The sequence below is a fragment of the Bacillus sp. BS98 genome, from assembly GCF_008432245.1.
Lineage (GTDB): Bacteria > Bacillota > Bacilli > Bacillales > Bacillaceae_G > Bacillus_A > Bacillus_A toyonensis.
The window spans coordinates 1,181,709-1,197,539 of record NZ_CP043830.1; the positions used below are offsets into that span (position 1 = coordinate 1,181,709).

The following is a 15,831-nucleotide window of genomic DNA, read 5'->3' on the forward strand; positions in this document are numbered from 1 at the left end:
GAGAAAAAGCGGAGTTTAAAAGAATGAGGGAACGGATATAAGAAGTTGTTCATATAGTGAATAGACAGAATTGACAGTAGAGGAGATGTTTGCTGTGAGCAGTAATCAAAGGCAAAATTCATATGACCTGCAGCAGTGGTATCACATACAGCAACAACACCAAGCACAACAACAGGCATATCAAGAACAATTGCAACAACAAGGATTTGTGAAGAAAAAGGGATGTAATTGCGGGAAAAAGAAGAACAAAATAAAACAATATGAAGAATGAAACACTCATGTTACTGTGAGTGTTTTTTATTATACATATAAAAAAGCGGTATTCCTGTTTTAGAAATACCGCTTTTTACTAGCTAATTTGTGCAACCGTTAATGCTGCCGCACGGACGTCTACAGTTCCAATCAATTCAACTGGTACAATTTGAATTAAGTCACCAGGGTTTAAGTTAATAAGAATAACACCACTGGATACGTCTACTTCACCAGTACCAATAACGTTAGAACGAACCGCTGTACCTGATCCAGGAATAATGTTAGCCGGCGTACCTAATGATAAGAAGAAACGACCAGCTTCTGGTGCCGTAGGAACGTTATCAAGACTAATTGTTAATGTATAACTAATTTGATAAATACCAGCTCGTAGAATTCGAATACCATCTCCGACACTTACTGTATCATTTATTACAGGAACAGTAATATTTGGGTTTGGACTTACGCTAGGTAATAGTAATGGTGTAAATAGTGAAGCGAACTGAGGTGCAGAAGCGTTGAAAGCAAAACCGAAGGCAGGTAGTGTACTAGCTGGTTTCGCTTCGCAATCAATCTTAGTAAATTCGCAATCAGAAGAGAACATGTTTTTCACTCCTTTATCTGTTTCTACTTTCAGTTAATGAAAAGGACAGGTTCTATGTTCTAGACAAGTTCCCAATTTTATAAAAAATACATAATAATACCTTTTAAGCATGGATTGGGTGGCAGAATTCTCTGCCACCCAATCCATGCTTAAATCGTTATTTAGTTTTAAATCGTAACATCACGTAAGCATTGAATAGCACAGAAGCAACTTAAATCAACCGTAAGACAAGCAGGGGTTGATACTAACCTTGCATTTGGTACATTTAAAAACGTACAAATTGGATCGTCACCAGGTGGTACAGAGGAGCCATCACCTAATACTACAGCTAATGCACGTAACACAGCACAATCATCATCATCGATGCTTTCAACGCGGAAAATTGGAGTTCTACAGCTAACAAGGCTTCCTGATGGTGCAAATGCTTCAAAAGGTTCTCCAGCCTTTGTGTATAAAATAAAAGGACGTGTATTCGCTACTGATGCAGTGTTATGTGCTCCTAAAAATGGAACTTCGCAACCAGATCCACATGTAGTGGTTGCGCATTCTTGTAATTCATGTATAAAACGAACGACATTAGATACACAGTTGAAATCAAAATCATGGTGATGATTATCTTCGTTGCAATTGCAGCTCATTATGTTCACTCCTTATCGTGAGTTCTGACATACACTATTACAATATGAACGGGATATGGTTGATATTACGTTAATTCTTATGATAAAAGCAGGTAATTTGAATAGGAGGGGGGAGTACGAGAAAAGACATCCTTATTTAGTGGATGTCTTTTCAGGTAAGTCTTTTCTTGTAGTATATAAAAAACGAGATATGTCTAATTTCTTTCCTCTGAAAAATTGCGGAGAAGAAATGTAAAGTTCTTCTTTCGCACGTGTAATTGCGACATAGAGTAATCGTCGTTCTTCCTCTAGTGCTTCAGAAGTTTCCGTTACACGGTCATTTGCGTCTTTTAAAGAAGAAGTATGCGGCAAAATACCATCGCTCGCTCCAAGTAAAAAGACGCATGGAAACTCAAGGCCTTTTGCGTTATGAATGGACATAAGCGAAACGGCATCTTTTTGCGGCATAGTTTTTAATGCTTCCATTTCTTTTTGACCTTGAATCGCCTCGTCGATAAATTGTAAGTAAGCTGGAATATCGGTGAAACGAGTTGCAGACTCCATTAATTCTTCTAACATTTCTTCTTGGATGTCTTTATGCATCGTAAAGGAAGAACGATCGTTACTTTGTAAGTACTCTAAATATTTTCCTTTACCATGAATAATTTCTTTTAATGCTTTTTTCGGTTCTAATTCTTTTATAAATTTAATAAAATCAATGCGCTCATTTACCTTTTTTACTTGAAAAGGTTTCAAGCTCGGATTTAATAATAAGAAATGAAGAAGAGAAGGGAAACGACCTTCACCATATTTCCATTGCTCACGTTCAATAAAGGAAATGCACTCATCTCGGCCGATATACATAGTTGGTAATATGTTAGAAAGAGATTCTAGGCGAAACGGTTCAATCACGAGTCGTAAATGATCTAATACAGGTCTAATTAAAGAGTGCTCGTAAAAGGATTGACTCGCACCGTGTTTAATAAACGGGATTTTATGAATTGTAAGCTGATCAAGTAACGAACGGCTTACAGAATGTGTGCGATACAGTAAACAAAAATCTTTATAGTTTCGTTCGCCACTATCTACTTTCTCTTGAATGAGCTGTAAAATTTGATTTGCTTCATCAAGAGTTGTAGCTGGTCGTGCGTAAAATGGTTGTACACCTTCTTCACGAACAGAATATAGCTCTTTATCAAAACGCTCTTGATTTAGTTTGATAACTTCATTTCCAAGTCCAACGATAAATGGATTGGATCGATAATTCGTATTAAGCGCGATAATCGTTGTATTATCAAATTCCTTTGGGAAAGATAAAATAATTTGATGACTTGCTCCTCGCCAGCCATAGATCGCTTGATCATCATCACCTGCGATAAATAAATTATTTCTTGGCGTGGCTAACAATTTTACAATTTCATATTGTGCATACGATGTATCTTGGAACTCATCTACTTCAATATAGTGGAAACGTTGTTGTAATTGAGTAAGTAAGGGAGCGTTATTTTCTAACATATAATATGTTTCTAATAAGATGTCGTCGAAATCGATATAATTATATCGTTGTTTTACCTCTTCAAAACGTTCGTATACTTCTTTAAATTCTTGTTCAACTGGTGTTTTCGCTTTTACATCTTTCGGACGATTTAAGTTGTTTTTTTCAAGGGAAATCATAGCGAGCATCGTTTCCGCATCATAACCGTCTTTTAAACGTAATTCTTTTAAAATTTTCTTTATCATAATTTGTTTATGTTTTTCATTTGCTAAAATTTGCTGATTATATCCTTGGCTACGAAGCAATTTTAAAAAGACAGAGTGGAATGTACCAGCAACAACATAGCTACTTGTGGCACGATTCATACCTGGTAAATTTGCTACACGACTTCGGATTTCTTCAGCCGCTTTTTGTGTAAATGTAAGCAATAAAATATTCCGTGGATGAACTTGTTTTACATTTACTAAATAACCAACGCGGGTTGTTAAAACAGATGTTTTTCCGCTTCCGGCACCAGCCAATGTAAGAACAGGACCTTCTGTCGTTCGCACAGCTTCTAATTGTTTTTCGTTTAGAAAAACATTTTGCTGTTCGAGAGCGCGGAAATACGCCGCATCTGCATCTTCTTCCATAATTAAATGGGTAGATGTTTTCGGAATATGATATGTCGCACGCGGAATATCAGCGTGTGTTAACGATTTTTGTGAAAATTTTTCTTGTGTCATATATTCACCTTCAAAACTATAGCATCAACATTTAACTTTAGCGGAAGAAAAAGAAAATAGCAATGTAAAAAACAGGAGGGGCTACCTCCTGTTTTCAAATTACAATTCTTTTATCATAACGATGTGAGGAATATTTGCTTCCATAAATACATCAGAACTCGTTACGTATCCAAGTTTTTTATAGAAATCTTCAGCATGTGTTTGGGCATGAAGTTTCAATTTTGGTAGCGAGTTTTTTTTTGCATATGCTTCAAGTGCATCCATTACAATTTTTCCAATGCCTTTTTTACGATGGGAAGCTAGTACGCAAATGCGTTCCATTTTTCCTATTCCATCAATGGTGCGAAAACGACCAGCACCAACTGGAACATCATTATCATATATAACAACGTGTGTTGATGTTTCTTCAAACTCATCATACTCTTCTTCAGCAGAAACGCGTTGTTCATTCACGAATACTTGCTTACGTACAGAGAATGCATCTCTTAGTTGTTCGTCTGTTTGTACGATCTGTGCGTGCAAATTAGTTGTTCCCCTTTCCAAGGTGGAATGTTTCGTGTACAGTCCATGTTCCGTTTTCTAATTGATATAGAAGATGGAAGCGATCAATTGGTTGTTCATAATAGAAATCTTTCATACGTAATCGACCTAATACATCAGCATGCTCTGCATCTGATAAACCTTGTCCGATTGTTAAATGAGGTACGAAAGCGTATTCGCGTTCTTGCGTGAATAATCCGCTATGCATTTCTTCATTTAAGAAAGTAAGTTCAGGTGTTTTTTCTACTTTAAAATAAAGAACATTATTAACAGGTGCGAATGAACCAACTTTTCCGACATGAAGGGTGAAAGGGTTCGTTTTATTTGCGATTGTATGTAGCTCGTTTACAATCGATTCTAATTGTTCATCTTGCGTCTCAAAGGGTGTTTTCAATGTAATATGTGGCGGAACTAATGCGTAGTGCGGATCATAACGCTTACGCAATCCGTTCGCTTTATCTTGAATCATTTTAGATGGAAAAATTACAATGCCTAATTTCATGTTCCAATTCCTCCCTTTGTAAGTCTAGTTAGATTTTGAGAAAAATAAATCTCTTTATCTATTATATCAAATTATTCTGAACACTGCTCTCTATTATTTCATTGATAGAATATGAGAGAAGGCTTTCGGTAAGTCAGCCTGCCAATACTTCCAAGTATGATTACCTTCAAACTCTTCGTAATGCGTGATGAAATTTCTATCTGTAAGAAGAGTATTAAGCTCACGGTTCGGTTCTACGAAATCAGATACTTGCCCATCAGTGCGCTTTACAGCTGTTTCTTCTGTACCAATGACGTGATAAAGTTCTAAAGCCTGTGGATCTTTGAATTCTTTTGCTAAGTTCATTACTGTTTCGTCAACAAATGGTGATTGCATAACAACTTTACCGAATGTATGCGGATACATAAGTGCAGTCATAAAGGAAACTGTACCGCCAAGAGAATCTCCAATTAAAACGCGACCTTTACCCATTTGATACGTTGGATAATTTTCATCGATATATGGAGCAAGCTCGTGAGCAAGGAAACGAATGTAAGCAGCATTCTTTACATCGCTTGGGAAATATTTTTCCTTACGATCGTGTACGTTTTTATATGGAATACCGACAATAATTGTGCGGTCAATTTCTTCAGTTTCACGAAGGCTTTCAATTACACGGTGTGCTTTACCGAGCTGAAAATAATCTCTACCATCTTGTGCAATTACAACTGTATGTTTGTGCAGTGGCGTGTAATTTACTGGTAAGTAAACTAAAAGCGTAACATCTTCTTGAAGTGATGCGCTATAAAATGAAATTTCCTCAATTCTCCCTATTGTTTGATTCATGTAGATCCCCCTAAATAAAAATTTACTGTAATGATTGTAAGGGCGACGCTTATAGTGAAAATGAAAGAACGATTCACTAATAGGTGCCTTAATTTCTATTTTACCATAATGGTACGAAGAATCTAAAAAATTAGTATTTAAGTTAGGAAAGAAAACGGATATAATGAAGTGGGATTTTTGACAGGTGAGAGGGGAGACAGAATTTGAAACAGGAAAGATCAATTGCACTACCGTTAGCCATTTCCATTATAGCTATTTCATTCGCAGCAGTTTTTGTAAAGATGTCCTCAGCACCATCTTCCATCTTAAGTATGTATCGTTTATGGATTATTGTACTTATTATGCTGCCTATCGTTTGGAAGAAGCGGGAAGAGTTCCAGAAGATTCAAATAAAAGATTGGGGATTTTTAATTGGATCTGGATTCTTTTTAGCGCTACATTTTCTTTTATGGTTTGAGTCTTTAAAGCATACAACAGTTGCTAGCTCGACAATTATTTTAGCACTTCAACCGATCGTGTCTTTAGTTGGAGGTTTTTTTCTATTTAAAGAAAGAACAACCTACTCAGCCATTGCAACGATGGGTATCGCTATATTAGGTGTAATGTGTATTGGTTGGGGAGATTTAGGTTTAAGTAAACAAGCAATTTATGGAGATATATTATCCTTTTTAAGTGTAATAGCGGTTGTCGGTTATTTATTTATCGGGCAAACGACAGTAAAGAAAGTCTCACACTGGATTTATAGCTTTACAGTTTTTGCATTCGCAGGTATTTTTATGGGGATTTATAATATCGTGCTGCAAGTGCCTTTTACAGGTTATACGAAGTGGGACTGGACCGTTTTTCTTTTACTTGCGATTGTACCGACAGTGTCACATGTCATTAATAATTGGTTATTAAACTACGTAAATGCAACAACAATTTCGATGAGTATTTTAGGAGAACCAGTTGGGGCGTCTATACTAGCATTTTTCTTACTGGGAGAAAAATTAAACGCAATGCAAATTATCGGCAGCACGCTCGTATTGTTTGGTGTATCTGTTTTCTTACTGCAGCAACAAAAAAGAACAGCAAAAAATGTGGTGAACGAGCCAGTGTATACACAGGATTTATAATGTTAGCGGAGAAAAGAGAAGTTAAGATACTTCTCTTTTTGTTTTGTAGAAATTTAGGTGAAGAAGGGGGGAGTGTAGTGGAATTTCCATCAAAAAAAGACGCATGGTTATATTCAATCTTTTTCATTATTTTAGGCGCCTGTTTTACTCCAATATTTGCAGGGAGAGAATATTTTCTTTTGTTTTTTACAATTCCATTGGCAATAGTATTTATTTGGAGTTGGTTTTCAACAAAATATATTGTCGGGGAAGAAACAATTACTATTAGATCAGGTCCCGTAAAAAATGTATATTTATACGAGATATAAAACAAATTTCAAATACGAAAAACCCAATAGCAGCTCACGCATTATCATGCGATCGACTTGAAATTGTTTACGGCGTACATAAAACAGAGATTATTTCTCCTAAAGATAAAGAACAATTCATCAATCTCGTAAAAAGTAAAAATCCCCACATTGAAATAAAGTAAAAGAGTGGCTTCGTAGCCACTCTTTTACTTTGGGTTTGTCATATAAGGTTGTACATGAATGACGCATAGGTCACGAAATTTTCCTTCAGCAGTTGTAACAATTACGACTGCTCTTCCTGCACTTTTTCCAGTAATCGTTACCGTATCTCCTTTTGGATATATGGTAATGATGTCAGAATTCATATTTGTCCAAATAAGTTCTTTATTTGCTGCTTGCATTGGCAAAACGGAAGCTGATAAATCCGCACTTTGTCCAGTTTTTATTTTCAACTTATTTTTTTGCATATGAATACCGATAACGGAAATAACAGAAGGAGCAATTGAAATTTTGGGTGGATTAGGTTGAATGTTTAAACGAGAAGCAGAAGTATTTGTAATAGGTGAAAATTTTCTTATATGTTGTTGCTGGAAAGCTGCTAACATGTTGGAGTCCCCTTTCTGTATAAGTGCTAATACTAATACTATAAAGGAGTAGTGTTATGTTAAATTTAACGAAACATAAAGAATTTGTTAAATTTGAGAAGAAGATTGTCGAACTGTAAAAAAATCTCTGCTGTTACGATAACAGCAGAGATTTCTTTTTATAGACTATCACTATGTTGTTTTTCGAAATTCTCAAATTGCTCTTCAACTTCTTTTGAAGGTTGTGTTAGTAAACTAACGATTACGATTGCTAGTAAACTAATTGTGAAACCAGGAATCATTTCATATAAGAAGTTTGTTAAGAATTTAAATTGAGTCCATATTATAACAGTAGCGGCACCAGAAATCATACCAGCAAGTGCGCCCCATTTCGTCATGCGTTTCCAATATAGACTTAATAAAATAGCTGGTCCAAATGAAGAACCAAATCCAGCCCAAGCGTATCCAACAAGAGCTAAAATCGTATCATTTTGTTTAAACGCTAATGCGCACCCAACTAATGCGATACCAAGAACAGCCATACGACCGACAAATACAAGCTCTTTATCAGAAGCAGAGCGTTTAAAGAAGGTACGATATAAGTCTTCTGTTACAGCACTTGAAGTAACGAGAAGTTGAGATGAAATTGTACTCATAATTGCAGCTAAAATCGCAGCTAATAAAAATCCAGTAATAAGTGGATGGAATAAAATTTTTCCAAGCTCAAGGAAAATTGTCTCTGGGTTAGATAATGTCAACTCTTGTTGTGAATAGTAGGCAATACCGATAAGACCAGTAAACATAGCTCCGACAACAGAGAAAATCATCCAGCTCATACCAATTCTTCGTGCGCTTTTCAGTTCTTTTACAGAAGAAATTGCCATAAAGCGTACGATAATATGAGGTTGTCCAACATAACCAAGGCCCCATGCGAATAAAGAAATCATTCCTAAAGTGGAGGCACCTTTAAAAATATCTAAACGTGTTGGATCTACAGAGCGAATTGTATCAAATGCAGGTCCAAGTCCGTTTGCATTCATAATTGTTACGATAGGAACAAGAATAAGAGCAACTACCATAATGATTCCTTGCACGAAGTCTGTCCAACTTACTGCTAAGAAACCACCAAATAATGTGTAAGCTACAACGACGCTTGCTACAATGAATAATCCAATATGATAGTTCATACCAAATGAATTTTCAAATAATACAGCGCCTGAAACTAACCCTGAAGCTACATAGAAAGTAAAGAAAATCATAATAACAAGTCCAGATACTAAGCGTAGCATGTGAGATTTGTCGTGGAAACGGTGTTCCAAAAATTCTGGGATAGTAATAGAGTTGTTTGCAATTTCAGAGTAGGTACGTAAGCGAGGAGCGACATATAGCCAGTTTGCGTATGCGCCTAGTGTTAGGCCAATTGCAATCCAACTACTACTTAATCCAACGCTAAACATTGCACCGGGTAAGCCCATTAAAAGCCAACCACTCATATCGGATGCTCCAGCACTTAATGCTGTTACTGCGGGGCCTAGTGTACGACCGCCAAGCATATAATCTGTTAAGTTGGATGTTCGTTTGTAGGCGAAATAGCCGATTACTAACATCCCGAGCATGTAAATAGAGATAGAAGTTAAAGTTAACATCTGCGTACTCATGTAGTTCCCCTTCCTTTTGTCATGTCTTTTGATGCATTTTGCATATTTATCCCGCATTAACGGGCAGTAAAACTCCCACAAGTTAAAATTGACTGGGCAAGGAAGTTAGGTGGGAGATCAACTGCCCGTAAATGCCCGATTGGTGAAGGCTAATAATCAATCGGGGATGAACAAAACCCCCACTGATTAAAGTTTCACTTTATAATCTATCATGATTATTCAGAAAAATCCATGCGCAAATACGAATTTTCTGAAATTTAAGCGTTTTTTGACAGTTCTTTACTTTTGGGATATATGACTTTCTAGCAAAAAACCTTAATTTTAATAGAGTATTTATTATATTTACATAAAAACACGTTGTTTTGTCAATATAATATTGAAAGAAGGGAAAAATATTTTTTTCGAAAAAAGTATTGACTTGTGAAAAAAGTTAAGTCTATAATGAGTGCAACTTAAAAAAATGCAAGCGTTGATGAAGAAGAGTACACATGATGAACATGTCAGAGAGCTGATGGTTGGTGCGAATCAGTATGGGATTGATGTGGAATGGGCTTCGGAGCTTCCAAACCGAAACGAAAGAAGTAGGCTTTGGCGACATGATCTCATCGATACAAGAGACACGTATTGTTTTTGATACGGTAAAGTGCGTTACATTCGTAACGAATTAAGGTGGCACCACGGGAGTACCCGTCCTTTCTATAGGATGAGTACTCCCTTTTTGTGTACAAAAAATTAAATATGTTAAATCGTTTAAGTAAGAAGAGTACGTATATTGGAGACGTTTTAGAGAGTCGGGGACTGGTGGGAGCCCGGTACGGTGCCATATACGGAATGGGCTTACGAGAGGTATGCTGAACAATTTTATTCAGTAGGCAACCCGGGTTCCGCCGTTACAAGGATAAGGTATATATTTTGTACCTGAATAAAGCGGGATGCTTTTGCGTCCAACATGAGGTGGTACCACGGTAAATTTATCGTCCTCTACATATTTCGATATGTAGGGGACTTTTTTATTTTTCAGAGTGAGGTGAAAGGCATGATGACAAAAGAGGAATTTATGAAGCAAAAAGAACAAGGAAAAACATTTTTAGTAATCGCTGAAGAAGAAGGAGATAGCATTACGCCAATTTCTTTATATAGACGTATGACAGGGAAGAAGAAGTTTTTATTAGAGAGCTCACAGCTTCATCAAGATAAAGGGCGCTATTCTTACTTAGGTTGTAATCCGTATGGAGAAGTGAAAAGCATTGGTATGGAAGTCGAACGAACGACACATGGGCAAACAGAAAAGTTGCAAGGTAACGTACTGCAAGTGTTAGAAGGGGTAATTGCATCATCGCAAGTAGAGAGCCCATTCCCATTTTGCGGAGGAGCAGTTGGTTATATAGGGTATGACGTCATTCGGCAGTATGAAAACATTGGAGCAGATTTACACGATCCATTAAATATTCCAGAAGTACACCTTTTACTATATCGTGAGTTTATCGTTTACGATCATTTACGCCAAAAGTTGTCGTTTGTATATGTATGCGGGCAAGATAATTCAGCAGATTATGAAGAAGTATACGAAAGGTTGCAAGTATACAAAGAAGAAGTGCTAAAAGGAGAAGAAGCGGAAGTAAAGGAAATACAATCAACATTATCATTCACTTCTTCTATAACGGAAAAAGAGTTTTGCATGATGGTAGAAACGGCGAAAGAGCATATACGAGCAGGGGACATATTCCAAGTCGTACTATCTCAGCGTTTGCAAAGCGAGTGTAAAGGTGATCCTTTCGCTTTATACCGCAAGCTTCGCATTGCGAATCCATCACCATATATGTTTTATATCGATTTTCAAGATTATGTTGTACTCGGTTCTTCACCAGAAAGCTTGTTATCAGTTAGAGACGATAAAGTGATGACAAATCCAATTGCGGGTACGAGACCGAGAGGGAAAACAAAGCAGGAAGATGCGGAAATTGAAAAAGAACTGTTAGAAAACGAGAAAGAACGAGCAGAGCATATGATGCTTGTGGATCTTGGACGAAACGATATTGGCAGAGTGAGTGAAATTGGATCTGTGACGATAGATAAATATATGAAAGTAGAAAAATATTCTCACGTCATGCACATTGTATCTGAAGTTTACGGAACATTGCGAAAACGAATGAGCGGATTTGACGCATTAGCGTATTGTTTACCAGCGGGGACGGTTTCGGGAGCTCCGAAAATTAGAGCGATGGAAATTATCAATACGTTAGAGCATGAAAAAAGAAATGTATATGCCGGAGCTGTTGGATATATTTCATTCTCAGGAAATCTTGATATGGCGCTCGCCATTCGAACGATGGCTGTAAAAGATGAAAAAGCATATGTTCAGGCAGGAGCAGGTATCGTCTACGATTCAGATCCGGTAGCTGAATATGAAGAAACGTTAAATAAAGCGAGGGCGCTTTTGGAGGTAATGAAATGATTGTACTCATCGATAATTACGATTCGTTCACATATAACTTGTACCAACTGTTAGGCGAATACGAAGAAGAAATTGTAGTCGTAAGAAATGATCAAATAACGATAGAACAGTTAGAAGAGATGAATCCAAAAGGAATTGTGCTTTCACCAGGACCAGGAAAACCAGAAGATGCTGGTATTTGTATCGAAGTTATTCGTCATTTCTATAAGAACGTTCCCATATTAGGGATTTGTCTCGGCCATCAGGCAATTATATCGGCATTTGGAGGAGAAATTGTAAGAGCGGAGCACATTAAACACGGAAAAACATCGTGTGTGAAACATAACGGAACGTCAATCTTTTCGTACGTGACGCAGCCACTAACAGCGATGCGCTACCATTCACTTGTTGCAGAGCAAGCGAGTTTACCACAATGTTTTGATGTGTTAGCAAATGCTATGGATGATGGAGAAATAATGGCGGTTCGTCATAATTATTATCCGCTTTTCGGGTTACAGTTTCATCCAGAATCAATCGCAACAGAAGAAGGCGGAAAGTTAATACGTGCTTTTTTAGGAGAAGTAAAAGAGGAGGAGAGAGTATGAATACCTATCTTCGTAAATTAGTGGAGGGACAACATTTAACAGAAGAAGAAATGTATGAAGCGGGACTTCTTTTATTAAGTGACAACATATTGGAAAGTGAAGTAGCAGCTTTCTTAGTATTACTGAAAGCGAAAGGTGAAACAGCAGAAGAAATATATGGCCTCGTTCGTGCTCTTCGTGAAAAAGCATTGCCGTTTTCAAACCATATAGAAGGCGCGATGGACAATTGCGGAACAGGTGGTGACGGTGCCCAAACGTTCAATGTAAGTACAACATCGGCATTCGTACTAGCAGGAGCAGGTGTAAAGGTGGCAAAGCATGGTAATCGTGCTGTTTCTAGTAAAACAGGAAGTGCGGATTTATTAGAAGAACTCGGTGTAAATATTAGCAGTACGCCAAGCGAAATTGATTATTTACTAGAGCATGTCGGTATCGCTTTCTTATTCGCACCAGCGATGCACCCAGCATTAAGGCGCATTATGAAAATAAGAAAAGAATTAAATGTGCCGACAATCTTTAACTTAATTGGGCCTTTAACGAATCCTGTTAACTTAGAAACACAATTTGTCGGTATTTATAAACGAGATATGTTATTACCAGTTGCGCAAGTATTACAGAAGTTAGGGCGGACACAAGCGCTTGTCGTAAATGGAAGTGGTTTTTTAGATGAAGCATCATTACAGGGAGAAAATCACGTAGCCCTTTTAAAAGATAATGAAATAGTAGAAATGAGTATCGATCCGGAAAAGTATGGTTTCTCAAAAGTGAAAAATGAAGAAATTAGAGGCGGGAATTCAATAGAAAATGCAAAGATTACGCTCGGCGTATTAAATGGAGAAAAGAGTGTTTACCGCGATACCGTTTTATTAAATGCAGGGCTCGCTCTTTTCGCAAACGGAAAAGCGGAAACGATTGAAGAGGGAATTAAACTAGCGACACATAGCATTGACTCTGGAAAAGCATTAGCCAAACTAAACTTATTAATTACAGCAAGCAACGAAAAATTAGAAAGGGTGAATTAAGGTGGGGACGATTTTAGACAAAATTGTAGAGCAGAAGAAAAAAGAAGTTGCGGAGTTATATGAAACATATACACCAGGGAATGAAAAAAGAAAAACATACTCACTCGTAAAAGCTTTAGAGCAATTTACTGTCATTGCAGAAGTAAAGCGAGCATCACCATCAAAAGGAGATATTAATGTACACGTTGATGTACGAAAACAAGTGAAAACTTATGAAGAATGCGGTGCAGGAGCAGTTTCGGTTTTAACAGACGGTCAATTTTTTAAAGGATCGTTTCACGATTTACAAACTGCAAGAGCAGAAAGTAACATTCCGCTTTTATGCAAAGATTTTATAATCGATAAAATCCAAATTGATAGGGCGTATGAAGCTGGTGCAGATCTTATTTTATTAATCGTAGCGGCGTTAACGAAAGAAAAGTTAAAAGAGCTTTATAGCTACGTACTAGAAAAAGGATTAGAAGCGATCGTTGAAGTTCATGATGAACAGGAATTAGAAATTGCAATCCAATTAAATCCGCACGTTATCGGTATTAACAACCGTAATTTAAAAACATTCGAAGTCGATTTAAGCCAAACAGAAAAACTTGGAAAACGATTAAACGAGGAGAAATTACTTTGGATTAGTGAAAGCGGGATTCATTCAAAAGAAGATATTATTCGTGTCAAACGAGCTGGAGCGAAAGGTGTATTAGTTGGAGAAGCACTCATGACATCATCTTCTATTCGTACCTTTTTTGAAGATTGTAAGGTGAACATATGAAAGTGAAAATTTGCGGCATCACTGATGTTGAAACGGCAAACCGTGCTTGTGAATACGGAGTTGATGCACTCGGATTTGTTTTTGCAGAAAGTAAGCGGAAAATCACTCCAAGGCTAGCGAAAGAAATCATTCTGGAGATTCCAGCAAACGTATTAAAAATCGGTGTTTTCGTAAATGAATCAGTAGAAGAGATCCAGAAAATTGCAGATGAATGCGGGTTAACGCATGTGCAACTACATGGGGATGAAGATAATCATCAAATTAAAAGATTGAATATTCCGTCTATAAAAGCGCTAGGAGTAACTTCAGAGGCTGATATGAAAAACGCTCAAACATATGAAACGGATTATATATTGTTTGATAGCCCGAAAGAAAAGTTTCGCGGAGGAAATGGAAAGAAATTTTCATGGGCACTACTTGAGCATATGCCAAAAGAGTTGCGAGAGAAAACGATATTAGCTGGTGGATTAAACGCTCTTAATATAGAAGAAGCGATTCGAACTATTCAGCCGTATATGGTCGATGTAAGTAGCGGAGTGGAGACAGAAGGAAAGAAAGATTTAAAGAAAATAAAACAATTTATTAAAAAAGCGAAGGAGTGTTCCAAATGAACTACGCATATCCAGATGAAAAAGGCCACTACGGTATATACGGAGGACGATACGTTCCAGAAACGTTAATGCAATCTGTATTAGAACTAGAAGAAGCATATAAAGAATCGATGCAAGATGAAGCGTTTCAAAAGGAATTAAATCATTATTTAACAACGTACGTCGGAAGAGAAACACCGCTTTATTTCGCTGAAAATATGACGAAGTATTGCGGCGGTGCAAAGATTTATTTAAAACGTGAAGATTTGAACCATACAGGAGCTCATAAAATTAACAATACAATTGGTCAGGCACTTCTTGCAGTACGAATGGGCAAGAAAAAAGTTGTCGCTGAAACAGGGGCTGGACAACACGGAGTGGCAACCGCTACTGTATGTGCCCTACTTGGATTAGAATGCGTCATCTTTATGGGGGAAGAAGATGTGAGACGTCAAAAATTAAATGTGTTTCGAATGGAATTACTCGGAGCGAAAGTAGAAAGTGTAGCGGCAGGTAGCGGAACATTAAAAGATGCGGTAAACGAGGCGCTTCGTTACTGGGTTTCACATGTGCATGATACGCACTACATTATGGGATCTGTTCTCGGGCCACATCCATTCCCACAAATTGTCCGTGATTTCCAAAGTGTAATTGGGAAAGAAACGAAAAAACAATATGAGGCGTTAGAAGGAAAGTTACCAGAAGCAGTCGTTGCTTGTATTGGCGGTGGTAGTAATGCGATGGGCATGTTTTATCCGTTCGTACACGATGAAGAAGTCGCTCTTTACGGCGTAGAAGCAGCAGGGAAAGGCGTTCATACAGAACAGCACGCAGCGACTTTAACGAAAGGAAGCGTTGGTGTTTTACACGGATCGATGATGTACCTTCTGCAAAATGAAGAAGGACAAATTCAAGAAGCACACTCTATTTCAGCAGGACTTGATTACCCAGGTGTTGGGCCAGAACATAGCTTGCTAAAAGATATTGGCCGCGTTTCTTATCATTCCATTACTGATGATGAAGCGTTAGAAGCATTTCAATTATTAACGAAAAAAGAAGGGATTATTCCGGCTTTAGAAAGCTCGCATGCTGTCGCATATGCATTAAAATTAGCGCCGCAAATGAAGAAGGACGAAGGGCTTGTCATTTGTTTATCTGGCCGCGGTGATAAGGATGTAGAGAGTATAAAACGTTATATGGAAGAGGTGTAAAA

The 15,831-nt window shown here is 37.4% G+C and carries 16 protein-coding genes, 1 pseudogene and 2 other annotated features; of the genes and pseudogenes, 9 read left to right on the top strand and 8 right to left on the bottom strand.

Annotation, left to right across the window (positions count from 1 at the left end; translation table 11 throughout):
* Positions 1-85 precede the first annotated feature (85 nt).
* Positions 86-271, top strand: a complete 186-nt coding sequence (locus F0362_RS06215) for a hypothetical protein (RefSeq protein ID WP_033657318.1) — start codon at positions 86-88, stop codon at positions 269-271.
* Between the two features lie 78 nt (positions 272-349).
* On the opposite strand, the gene exsF is transcribed toward F0362_RS06215, so the two are convergent.
* From exsF to F0362_RS06245, 6 genes are all read right to left on the bottom strand, one after another.
* Positions 350-853 (bottom strand): exosporium protein ExsF, encoded by a 504-nt coding sequence (gene exsF, locus F0362_RS06220; protein ID WP_000492940.1) that lies wholly within the window; start codon positions 851-853, stop codon positions 350-352.
* 167 nt (positions 854-1,020) lie between these two features.
* The gene (cotY, locus tag F0362_RS06225; protein ID WP_001277720.1) at positions 1,021-1,491 is read right to left on the bottom strand and encodes a spore coat protein CotY; all 471 of its coding nucleotides are present in this window, start codon (positions 1,489-1,491) and stop codon (positions 1,021-1,023) included.
* Positions 1,492-1,623: 132 nt separating this feature from the next.
* A complete protein-coding gene (locus F0362_RS06230; protein ID WP_000191189.1) occupies positions 1,624-3,690 on the bottom strand; it encodes an ATP-dependent helicase in 2,067 nt (688 codons plus the stop codon).
* A gap of 99 nt (positions 3,691-3,789) precedes the next feature.
* Positions 3,790-4,212 (bottom strand): GNAT family N-acetyltransferase, encoded by a 423-nt coding sequence (locus tag F0362_RS06235; protein ID WP_000543300.1) that lies wholly within the window; start codon positions 4,210-4,212, stop codon positions 3,790-3,792.
* A gap of 1 nt (position 4,213) precedes the next feature.
* Positions 4,214-4,732 (bottom strand): YjcG family protein, encoded by a 519-nt coding sequence (locus F0362_RS06240; protein ID WP_000765873.1) that lies wholly within the window; start codon positions 4,730-4,732, stop codon positions 4,214-4,216.
* A gap of 93 nt (positions 4,733-4,825) precedes the next feature.
* Entirely contained in the window at positions 4,826-5,557 is a 732-nt protein-coding gene (locus F0362_RS06245) for an alpha/beta hydrolase (RefSeq protein ID WP_001076855.1), read from the bottom strand.
* Positions 5,558-5,760: 203 nt separating this feature from the next.
* Between F0362_RS06245 and F0362_RS06250 the strand changes: the two genes are divergently transcribed.
* Together F0362_RS06250 and F0362_RS06255 are read left to right on the top strand one after the other, a co-directional pair.
* A complete protein-coding gene (locus tag F0362_RS06250; RefSeq protein ID WP_000808239.1) occupies positions 5,761-6,672 on the top strand; it encodes a DMT family transporter in 912 nt (303 codons plus the stop codon).
* Between the two features lie 77 nt (positions 6,673-6,749).
* Positions 6,750-7,144: pseudogene (locus F0362_RS06255) on the top strand (PH domain-containing protein).
* Positions 7,145-7,168: 24 nt separating this feature from the next.
* Here F0362_RS06255 and F0362_RS06260 read toward each other — a convergent pair.
* Positions 7,169-7,567 carry an Ig-like domain-containing protein gene (locus tag F0362_RS06260; RefSeq protein ID WP_000878713.1) on the bottom strand — a complete coding sequence of 133 codons (399 nt, stop codon included), beginning with the start codon at positions 7,565-7,567 and terminating at the stop codon, positions 7,169-7,171.
* Positions 7,568-7,725: 158 nt separating this feature from the next.
* Entirely contained in the window at positions 7,726-9,204 is a 1,479-nt protein-coding gene (gene putP / locus F0362_RS06265; protein WP_000107200.1) for a sodium/proline symporter PutP, read from the bottom strand.
* Between the two features lie 460 nt (positions 9,205-9,664).
* Positions 9,665-9,902 (top strand) — a binding site (T-box leader).
* A gap of 42 nt (positions 9,903-9,944) precedes the next feature.
* Positions 9,945-10,189 (top strand) — a binding site (T-box leader).
* A 51-nt stretch (positions 10,190-10,240) separates the two neighbouring features.
* On the opposite strand from putP, the gene trpE reads away from it, so the two are divergent.
* From trpE to trpB, 6 genes are read left to right on the top strand one after another with little or no spacing between them, the layout of a single operon-like run.
* Positions 10,241-11,659 (top strand): anthranilate synthase component I, encoded by a 1,419-nt coding sequence (trpE, locus tag F0362_RS06270; RefSeq protein ID WP_002105514.1) that lies wholly within the window; start codon positions 10,241-10,243, stop codon positions 11,657-11,659.
* Positions 11,656-12,243, top strand: a complete 588-nt coding sequence (locus tag F0362_RS06275; protein WP_000636350.1) for an aminodeoxychorismate/anthranilate synthase component II — start codon at positions 11,656-11,658, stop codon at positions 12,241-12,243. The genes trpE and F0362_RS06275 overlap by 4 nt, the downstream gene beginning before the upstream one ends.
* A complete protein-coding gene (gene trpD, locus F0362_RS06280) occupies positions 12,240-13,265 on the top strand; it encodes an anthranilate phosphoribosyltransferase (protein ID WP_001099644.1) in 1,026 nt (341 codons plus the stop codon). Before F0362_RS06275 ends, trpD begins: the two co-directional genes overlap by 4 nt.
* A gap of 1 nt (position 13,266) precedes the next feature.
* Complete coding sequence (gene trpC / locus F0362_RS06285; RefSeq protein ID WP_000536706.1) at positions 13,267-14,028, top strand: indole-3-glycerol phosphate synthase TrpC; 762 nt, start codon at positions 13,267-13,269, stop codon at positions 14,026-14,028.
* Positions 14,025-14,639: a phosphoribosylanthranilate isomerase gene (locus F0362_RS06290; protein WP_149889694.1), complete on the top strand. Its 615-nt coding sequence runs from the start codon at positions 14,025-14,027 to the stop codon at positions 14,637-14,639. Before trpC ends, F0362_RS06290 begins: the two co-directional genes overlap by 4 nt.
* Positions 14,636-15,829 carry a tryptophan synthase subunit beta gene (trpB, locus tag F0362_RS06295; RefSeq protein WP_001105049.1) on the top strand — a complete coding sequence of 398 codons (1,194 nt, stop codon included), beginning with the start codon at positions 14,636-14,638 and terminating at the stop codon, positions 15,827-15,829. The genes F0362_RS06290 and trpB overlap by 4 nt, the downstream gene beginning before the upstream one ends.
* Positions 15,830-15,831 lie beyond the last annotated feature (2 nt).

Coding starts and splice junctions, on each gene's coding strand:
- F0362_RS06215 (WP_033657318.1), top strand. CDS start 86: ATGTTTGCTGTGAGCAGTAATCAAAGGCAAAATTCATATGACCTGCAG.
- exsF (WP_000492940.1), bottom strand. CDS start 853: ATGTTCTCTTCTGATTGCGAATTTACTAAGATTGATTGCGAAGCGAAA.
- cotY (WP_001277720.1), bottom strand. CDS start 1,491: ATGAGCTGCAATTGCAACGAAGATAATCATCACCATGATTTTGATTTC.
- F0362_RS06230 (WP_000191189.1), bottom strand. CDS start 3,690: ATGACACAAGAAAAATTTTCACAAAAATCGTTAACACACGCTGATATT.
- F0362_RS06240 (WP_000765873.1), bottom strand. CDS start 4,732: ATGAAATTAGGCATTGTAATTTTTCCATCTAAAATGATTCAAGATAAA.
- F0362_RS06245 (WP_001076855.1), bottom strand. CDS start 5,557: ATGAATCAAACAATAGGGAGAATTGAGGAAATTTCATTTTATAGCGCA.
- F0362_RS06260 (WP_000878713.1), bottom strand. CDS start 7,567: ATGTTAGCAGCTTTCCAGCAACAACATATAAGAAAATTTTCACCTATT.
- putP (WP_000107200.1), bottom strand. CDS start 9,204: ATGAGTACGCAGATGTTAACTTTAACTTCTATCTCTATTTACATGCTC.
- trpE (WP_002105514.1), top strand. CDS start 10,241: ATGATGACAAAAGAGGAATTTATGAAGCAAAAAGAACAAGGAAAAACA.
- F0362_RS06275 (WP_000636350.1), top strand. CDS start 11,656: ATGATTGTACTCATCGATAATTACGATTCGTTCACATATAACTTGTAC.
- trpD (WP_001099644.1), top strand. CDS start 12,240: ATGAATACCTATCTTCGTAAATTAGTGGAGGGACAACATTTAACAGAA.
- F0362_RS06290 (WP_149889694.1), top strand. CDS start 14,025: ATGAAAGTGAAAATTTGCGGCATCACTGATGTTGAAACGGCAAACCGT.
- trpB (WP_001105049.1), top strand. CDS start 14,636: ATGAACTACGCATATCCAGATGAAAAAGGCCACTACGGTATATACGGA.